A 7158-nucleotide genomic window follows, 5' to 3' on the forward strand; every position below is an offset into this window, starting at 1 on the left:
GACCAGTCCGGGAGCCGAGCCGCATGACGTTGAGCTCACCCCTCGGCAGGTCGCCTCGGTCTCCGACGCGAACGCGGTCATCTACATCAAGGGCTTCCAACCGGCGGTCGACGAGGCGATCGCCCAGAGCGGCAACGCCCACACCCTCGACACCAGCACCGTTGTCCCGCTGCAGACCGTGGCCGAGGAGCACGAGCACGACCATGCCGACGACTCACCCGGCGGACAGGACGAGCACGACGAGGACGGCCATGACCACGGCGGGCTGGATCCGCACATCTGGCTCAATCCGCTGAACATGGTCAAGATCACCGACGCCGTCGTCGCCCAGCTGGCCGAGCTCGATCCCGATCACGCGGCCGACTACCGAGCGAACGGCAAGACCCTCGTCGCCGAGCTCGACGCCCTCAACACCTCGTACGCGACCGGCCTGAAGACCTGCGAGCGCCGGGAGTTCATCACCAGCCACGCGGCCTTCGGCTATCTCGCCGAGCAGTACGGGCTCAGTCAGATCGGCATCAGCGGCCTGACCCCGGATGCGGAGCCGTCGCCGGCCCGGATCGCGGCCGTGCAGCAGGAGGCGACGGCGCACGGTGTCACCACGATCTTCTACGAGACCCTCGTCTCCCCCGCGGTCGCCAAGGCCGTCGCGGGCGATCTCGGCCTGCAGACCGACGTCCTCGACCCCATCGAGGCGATCACGCCGGAGTCGCGCGGGGACAACTACATTGCGGTCATGAAGACCAATCTCGCGGCCTTGCAGAAGGCCAACGGATGCCGGTGAGGCCGGCGCCCGAGGCGGCTGCCGGCGCGGTGCTGCAGGTCGACGACCTGTCGGTCCTGCTCGGCGGCCTGCCGGTGCTGCGCCGGATCACCCTGGGCGTACGTGCCGGGGAGGCGGTCGCGCTGCTCGGCGGCAACGGGTCGGGCAAGTCGACGCTGGTGCGCTCGGTGCTCGGTCTACTGCCCATCGAGCGCGGGACGGTGTCGCTGTTCGGTCAGCCCCTCAACCGGTTCCGGGCCTGGTCGAAGATCGGTTACGTGCCACAGCGGTCCACCGCAGCGTCCAGTGGCGCCACCGTGGCCGAGATCGTCTCCTCGGGCCGGCTGGCCCTGCGCAGACCGTTCCTACCCCGATCGGCGCGCGACAAGGCGGCGGTCCACGACGCTCTCGACCTGGTCGGGATGGGTGGTCGGGCGAGGGCCGACGTACGCGAGCTGTCCGGCGGCCAGCAGCAACGCGTCCTGATCGCTCGTGCGCTGGCCGGTGAACCCGATCTGCTGGTGCTCGACGAGCCCACCGCCGGCGTCGACCTCGAGCACCAGCAGGTGCTCGCCGACGTGATCTCCGCGCGGGTGAACGCCGGGCTCGCCGTCGTGGTCGTGCTGCACGAGATCGGGCCGCTGACGCCGCTGATCGATCGAGCGGTGGTCCTGCGGGAGGGGCGAGTGGTCGCCCAGGGACCCCTCTCGGAGATCTACCACGCGACCCACCACCACGCGGCGCACGAGCACACCGGTCATGAACGGGTGGACCCGGACCGACCGGCTGGCTGGTTGGACGGGACGGTCGAGCGCTGATGGAGATCCTGAGCTACCCGTTCATGCAGCGAGCGCTGCTCGCGGCGCTGCTCACCGGCATCATCGCGCCGGCCATCGGCACCTACATCGTGCAGCGCCGGCTGAGCCTGCTGGGGGACGGCCTCGGCCACGTGGCCATCGCCGGCGTCGGGCTCGCTCTGCTGACCGGACAGGCCCCCATCCCCTGGGCTGTCGCTGTCTGCGTCGTCGGCGCTGTGGCGGTCGAGATCCTGCGGCAGCAGGGCAAGGCCACCGGTGACGTCGGTCTGGCGATCTTGTTCTACGGCGGTCTCGCAGCAGGTGTGCTGATGTCGGGCATCGCCGGCCAGGGAGCGGCAGGCCTGTCGCAGTACCTGTTCGGCTCCCTGACCACGGTGACCGCGCCCGATCTCGCGGTGATCGCGGTCCTGGGCGTCCTCGTCCTGGTGCCCACGCTCGGTCTGGCCCCGCAGCTGTTCGCGGTGAGCACCGACGAGGAGTACGCCCGCACGCAGGGTCTGCGGGTGCGGCTCTACAACATCGTGATCGTGGTGCTGGCCGCCGTCACCGTCACGTTGGCCATGCGGACCGTCGGCCTGCTGCTCGTGAGCGCGTTGATGGTGGTCCCGGTGGCAGCGGCCCACAACCTCGTCAAGGGCTTCTACGCGGCGCTGGTCGCCGCCATGGTGGTCGGGGTCGTGGTCACCCTGGGCGGAGCGGTCGGGTCGTTCTACCTCGACACGCCGCCAGGAGCCCTGATCGTGGTGCTCGCGATCGCGGTTTTCGCCCTCAGCTGGCCTTACTCGGCCCTGGTCAGCCGGCGACGTAGAGTGACCCCCGTGCTACCGGAGCTGGCCGATGACGACGCCCTGACCCTGCATACGGAGGTGCCCGAGGCGCACCCCCACAAGCACGGACCCGACTGCGAGCACCCCGGGATCCGGCACGGCGAACACACCGACTACGTCCACGAGGGCCACCGGCACGCTGTGCACGGCGACCACTACGACGAGCACTGACCCCTGCCACCGGACGAGATGAGCATGACCACCCAGCACACCGCCACACCGCAACGCCGGACCCGTCAGCGGGCGGCCGTGCAGGACGTGCTCGGTGAGCTGCACGAGTTCCGGACCGCTCAGCAGATCCACGACGAGCTGCGCCGGCGAGGCGACAGCATCGGCCTCACCACCGTCTACCGCACCCTGCAGTCCCTGTCCGAGGCGGGCGAGCTGGACGCGCTGCGCACCGCCGACGGCGAGACCGCCTACCGGCGGTGCTCCGACGGTCACCACCACCATCTGGTCTGCCGCAGCTGCGGCAGGACGGTCGAGGTCTCCGGTCCCGCGGTGGAGCGCTGGGCCAACGCGGTGGCGGCCGAGAACGGCTTCCGTGACGTCAGCCACGACCTGGAGATCTTCGGGACCTGCGAACGCTGCTGAGCTGCGCCATCGCACCGGCGCCAACGGTTCTCCGCCTCGCCGCACCGCCGACCGTCGGCGATGTGCCAGGTCCGCCGTCAGCCGACCTGGTTGGGCACCGCTCCGCCGTAGCGCCGGTCGCGGTCGGCGTACAGCTCGATCGCTCGCCACAGGTCGCGGCGGTCGAAGTCGGGCCAGAGTCGGTCCAGGAAGACGAGCTCCGCGTACGCGGACTGCCACAGCAGGAAGTTCGACGTCCGCTGCTCGCCCGACGACCGGACGAACAGGTCGACATCGGGGATGTCGGGCTCGTCCAGGAACTGTCGGAACCGCGACTCGGTGATCTTGCTCGGGTCCAGCCGGCCGGCCGCCGCCAGCTCGGCGATCCTGCGGGTGGCGTCGACGATCTCGGCCCGGCCGCCGTAGTTGACGCAGAACTGGAGGGTGAGCACGTCGTTGTCGAGCGTCCGGCGCTCGGCTTCCTCCAGCTCGCTGATCACGCTGCGCCACAGCCGAGGTCGGCGGCCGGCCCACCGCACGCGCACACCCATCGCGTCCATCTGGTCGCGGCGGCGGCGGATGACGTCCCGGTTGAAGCCCATCAACCAGCGCACCTCGTCGGGCGAGCGGCTCCAGTTCTCGGTCGAGAACGCGTACGCCGACAGGTACCTCACCCCGACCTCGATCGCACCTTCGATGACGTCGAACAGCGACGCCTCGCCCATGCTGTGACCCTCGGTGCGGGGCAGGTTGCGCGCCTTGGCCCAACGGCCGTTGCCGTCCATCACGATGGCCACGTGCTGGGGCAGCTTCTTCGGAGGAATCGCCGGCGGCCGGGCCCCGCTCGGATGCGGCGTGGGCGGGGTCGGAGCTGTCGACCGGCCGCGTCGAGGGGCGTTCCTTGGCACGTCGGCGAGAATAGCGAGGTGCCGACCTACCGTGACGAGGCCGTCGTGCTGCGGACCCACAAGCTGGGCGAGGCCGACCGGATCATCACGATGCTCAGCCGCGGCCGAGGGAAGGTGCGCGCCGTCGCCAAGGGCGTCCGCCGGACGTCGTCGAAGTTCGGCGCGCGGCTGGAACCGTTCTCCCACATCGACCTGCAGTTCGCCGAGGGGCGCACGCTCGACGTGGTCACCCAGGTCGTCTCGCTGCACGCGTTCGGCGAGCCGCTGAGCAGCGACTACCCCGGCTACACCGCCGGCCAGGCCATGCTGGAGACCGCCGACCGGCTGGTTCCCGAGGAGCGCGAGCCGGCCGTCCAGCAGTACCAGCTGCTGGTGGGCGCGTTGAAGGCCCTCGGCGAGGGGACGTCCGACGGACCCCGTCCGGCGACGATGATCTTGGACTCCTACCTGCTGCGGGCGCTGGCCATCGCCGGCTACGCCCCGTCGTTCTCGCACTGCGCCCGGTGCGCGGTCGTCGGTCCGCACCAGGCGTTCTCCCCCGCCGCGGGTGGCGCGGTGTGCGAACGCTGCCGTCCGGCCGGGTCCGCGCGCCCCGCACCGGCGACCTTCGAGCTGCTGGGCGCCCTGCTGGAGGGACGGTGGGTGGCCACCCGGGAGGTGCCCACGTCCGTCGCCAAGGAAGCGAGCGGGCTGACGTCGGCGTACCTGGTCTGGCACCTGGACCGTGGGCTCCGCTCGTTGGCTCACGTCGAGCGCTGACCGGGCCGGACCATGAGCTTCCCCCCGCCCCGCTCCTGGGCTCCACCAGCGACCTACCGCCCACGGACGATCGTCTACGTCCTCGCCGCCGTCTCGGCTCTCGTCCTGCTGATCACCGTCGCGGTACCGATCGGCATCGGGGTCCTGCTCTACCGCGGCGACTGGCCGCCGACCTCCGAGGCGGCCGCCGGTGCGCCGACCGCGGCGACCGGGGGAGCCAACGGTGCCGGCGACCCGTACTTCCCGGACTACGGGAGCAGCGGTTACGACGCGGCCAGCTACAGCATCGCCGTCGACTTCGACCCGCAGAAGCAGCGCCTCACCGGCACCACCGTCGTCCGCGCCCGAGCCACCCAGGATCTGGAGAGCTTCTACCTGGACCTCGCCCTGCCGGTGACGCGGGTACTGGTGGACGACGTCGAGGCAGAGTTCGAGCAGCAGGGGTTCCAGGACCTCGAGATCACCCCCGCGACACCGGTGCGGGAGCGGCAGTCGTTCTCGGTGTCGGTGAGCTACGCCGGTGAGCCGGGCGAGCTGCGACGAGAAGGGGTCGAGGACTCACCGTGGCGGGCCGGCGACGACGAGTGGACCGTCGCCGGAGAGCCCGAGTCGTCGGCGTGGTGGTACCCGGCCAACGACCATCCCTCCGACCCGGCGCTGGTCGATGTGTCGGTGCGCGTCCCCACCGGGTACCAGGCGGTCAGCGTCGGGCGCCTGGTCAGCTCCGACGCGGGGCAGGAGACCGATCACGACACCTGGCACTGGCGCACGAGCGAGCCGCTGCCCACGTACGCCTCCTTCCTGGCCATCGGGCACTACGAGCTGAAGCAGGGCGAGTCCGGCGGACGACCCTTCGTGTACGCCGCCAGCACCCGCTACTCCGCCGAGGACCGCGTCCGGCTGTTCGCGGCGCTGGAGCGGACCCCGGCGCTGATCGCGGAGATCGAGGCGTTCGCGGGTCCGTACCCGTACAGCGACATCGGTGGCTTCGTCCCCGCCACCGAGCTGTGGTTCGCCGGACTGGAGACGGCGACCCGCCCGGTCTACCAGGCGTCGGCGCTGCTCGACGACCGGTTCGGCGAGGAGCTCCTCGTCCACGAGCTCGCCCACATGTGGTTCGGCGACCACGTCACGCTGCTGCAGTGGAACGACATCTTCACCAACGAGGCGTTCGCCTCCTGGGCCTACTGGGAGGTCGTCGATCGACGCGGCGGGAAGCCGGCCGACGACGAGCTCGACGACACCTACGCCAGGACCAAGGACGAGCGCGGCTTCTGGCAGGTGACCATGATCGACCCGGGACCGACGCAGCTGTTCGGCACCGTCTACGTCCGCGGGCCGATGGCCGTTCAGGCGTTGGGGAACGTGCTGGGCGATCGAGCCTTCGGTGCCCTGGTGCGAACCTGGGCGCAGGGCGGCGGCACCCGCAGCCTGGAGGACTTCATGGTCACCGCCCAGGCGCGGACGAGCACGGATCTGACGCCGTTCTTCCGGGAGTGGCTGTTCGACCCGGACGCCCCGGAGCAGACGAAGGCCAACGGGTTCGGGTGACCCCGACCGAGACCCGCGCCGGTTCCCCTGATCCGCTCGGTTTCCACTGATCCGATCGGGTTCCACTGATCGGCACGGGTCGTGCATCGAGCGGATGAAGGCAACCCGAGCGGATCGGGATCGGGACAGCGGAGCGGGACGAGGGTCAGCCGTGGGCGCGGTTGACGGCGGAGGTGACCGCCTTCAGGGAGGCGGTGACGATGTTCGCGTCGGTGCCCACCCCCCACAGCACCTGAGCGTCTTCGCCCTCGCCGATCTCGCACTCCACGTACGCGGCGGCGAGTGCGTCACCGCCGGCCGAGAGAGCGTGCTCCGCGTAGTCCAGCACCCGCACCCGGTAGCCGAGCGCCGAGATCGCGTCGACGAACGCCGACACGGGACCGTTGCCCTCGCCGGAGATCTCCCGCGAGCGGCCGCGGTCGACCACTGCGACCCGCACCTCGTACGTCCGACCGGCCCCGCCGGCACTTGACACCTCGACCAGCTGCAGCGGCGTGTCCGGAGCCAGGTAGGCCTTCTCGAACACGTCCCAGAGCGCCTCGGCACTGACCTCGCCGCCGCCGGCGTCGGTGAAGGCCTGGACCACCCGGGAGAACTCGATCTGCAGCCGACGCGGCAGGTCGAGCTTGTGCTCGGTCTTCATGATGTAGGCCACGCCGCCCTTGCCGGACTGGGAGTTCACCCGGATGACGGCCTCGTAGGTGCGGCCCACGTCGTGCGGGTCGATCGGCAGGTACGGCGCTTCCCACTCCATCGCCGACACGGGGATCCCCCGCTCGGCGGCCCGGCGGTCCAAGTCCTCCAGACCCTTCTTGATCGCGTCCTGGTGGGAGCCGGAGAAGGCGGTGTAGACCAGGTCCCCCGCGTACGGGTGGCGCGGGTGGACGGGCAGGTTGGTGCAGTACTCCACTGTGCGACGGATCTCGTCGATGTCGGAGAAGTCGATCTGCGGGTCGATG

General features: G+C 70.7%; 8 protein-coding genes. 6 read left to right on the plus strand and 2 right to left on the minus strand.

Annotated features, from left to right (window positions below; genetic code table 11):
- The 4 genes from VFZ39_RS10900 to VFZ39_RS10915 all read left to right on the plus strand — a co-directional run.
- A partial coding sequence (locus VFZ39_RS10900; RefSeq protein ID WP_330865774.1) for a metal ABC transporter substrate-binding protein occupies positions 1-784 on the plus strand: 784 nt, incomplete at its 5' end.
- Positions 775-1581, plus strand: a complete 807-nt coding sequence (locus tag VFZ39_RS10905) for a metal ABC transporter ATP-binding protein (RefSeq protein WP_330865775.1) — start codon at positions 775-777, stop codon at positions 1579-1581. The genes VFZ39_RS10900 and VFZ39_RS10905, both read left to right, overlap by 10 nt.
- On the plus strand, positions 1581-2579 hold the full coding sequence (locus VFZ39_RS10910) for a metal ABC transporter permease (protein ID WP_330865776.1): 999 nt from the start codon (positions 1581-1583) through the stop codon (positions 2577-2579). Before VFZ39_RS10905 ends, VFZ39_RS10910 begins: the two co-directional genes overlap by 1 nt.
- 24 nt (positions 2580-2603) lie before the next feature.
- The gene (locus VFZ39_RS10915) at positions 2604-3002 is read left to right on the plus strand and encodes a Fur family transcriptional regulator (protein ID WP_330865777.1); all 399 of its coding nucleotides are present in this window, start codon (positions 2604-2606) and stop codon (positions 3000-3002) included.
- 77 nt (positions 3003-3079) lie between these two features.
- Here the strand turns inward: VFZ39_RS10915 and VFZ39_RS10920 are convergent, their stop codons facing one another.
- Entirely contained in the window at positions 3080-3889 is an 810-nt protein-coding gene (locus VFZ39_RS10920; RefSeq protein WP_330865778.1) for an isoprenyl transferase, read from the minus strand.
- A gap of 18 nt (positions 3890-3907) precedes the next feature.
- On the opposite strand from VFZ39_RS10920, the gene recO reads away from it, so the two are divergent.
- Positions 3908-4648 carry a DNA repair protein RecO gene (recO, locus tag VFZ39_RS10925; protein ID WP_330865779.1) on the plus strand — a complete coding sequence of 247 codons (741 nt, stop codon included), beginning with the start codon at positions 3908-3910 and terminating at the stop codon, positions 4646-4648.
- A gap of 12 nt (positions 4649-4660) precedes the next feature.
- A complete protein-coding gene (locus tag VFZ39_RS10930; RefSeq protein ID WP_330865780.1) occupies positions 4661-6199 on the plus strand; it encodes a M1 family metallopeptidase in 1539 nt (512 codons plus the stop codon).
- 145 nt (positions 6200-6344) lie between these two features.
- Here VFZ39_RS10930 and VFZ39_RS10935 read toward each other — a convergent pair.
- The coding region (locus VFZ39_RS10935) for an alpha-isopropylmalate synthase regulatory domain-containing protein (RefSeq protein ID WP_330865781.1) at positions 6345-7158 on the minus strand (814 nt) is incomplete at its 5' end.

Source organism: Nocardioides sp. (assembly GCF_036374615.1).
In the GTDB taxonomy this organism is placed as follows: Bacteria; Actinomycetota; Actinomycetes; order Propionibacteriales; family Nocardioidaceae; genus Nocardioides.

What these genes read in the sequence shown, in the direction of transcription:
- VFZ39_RS10905 (WP_330865775.1), top strand. Translation starts at nt 775, where the DNA reads ATGCCGGTGAGGCCGGCGCCCGAGGCGGCTGCCGGCGCGGTGCTGCAG.
- VFZ39_RS10910 (WP_330865776.1), top strand. Translation starts at nt 1,581, where the DNA reads ATGGAGATCCTGAGCTACCCGTTCATGCAGCGAGCGCTGCTCGCGGCG.
- VFZ39_RS10915 (WP_330865777.1), top strand. Translation starts at nt 2,604, where the DNA reads ATGACCACCCAGCACACCGCCACACCGCAACGCCGGACCCGTCAGCGG.
- VFZ39_RS10930 (WP_330865780.1), top strand. Translation starts at nt 4,661, where the DNA reads ATGAGCTTCCCCCCGCCCCGCTCCTGGGCTCCACCAGCGACCTACCGC.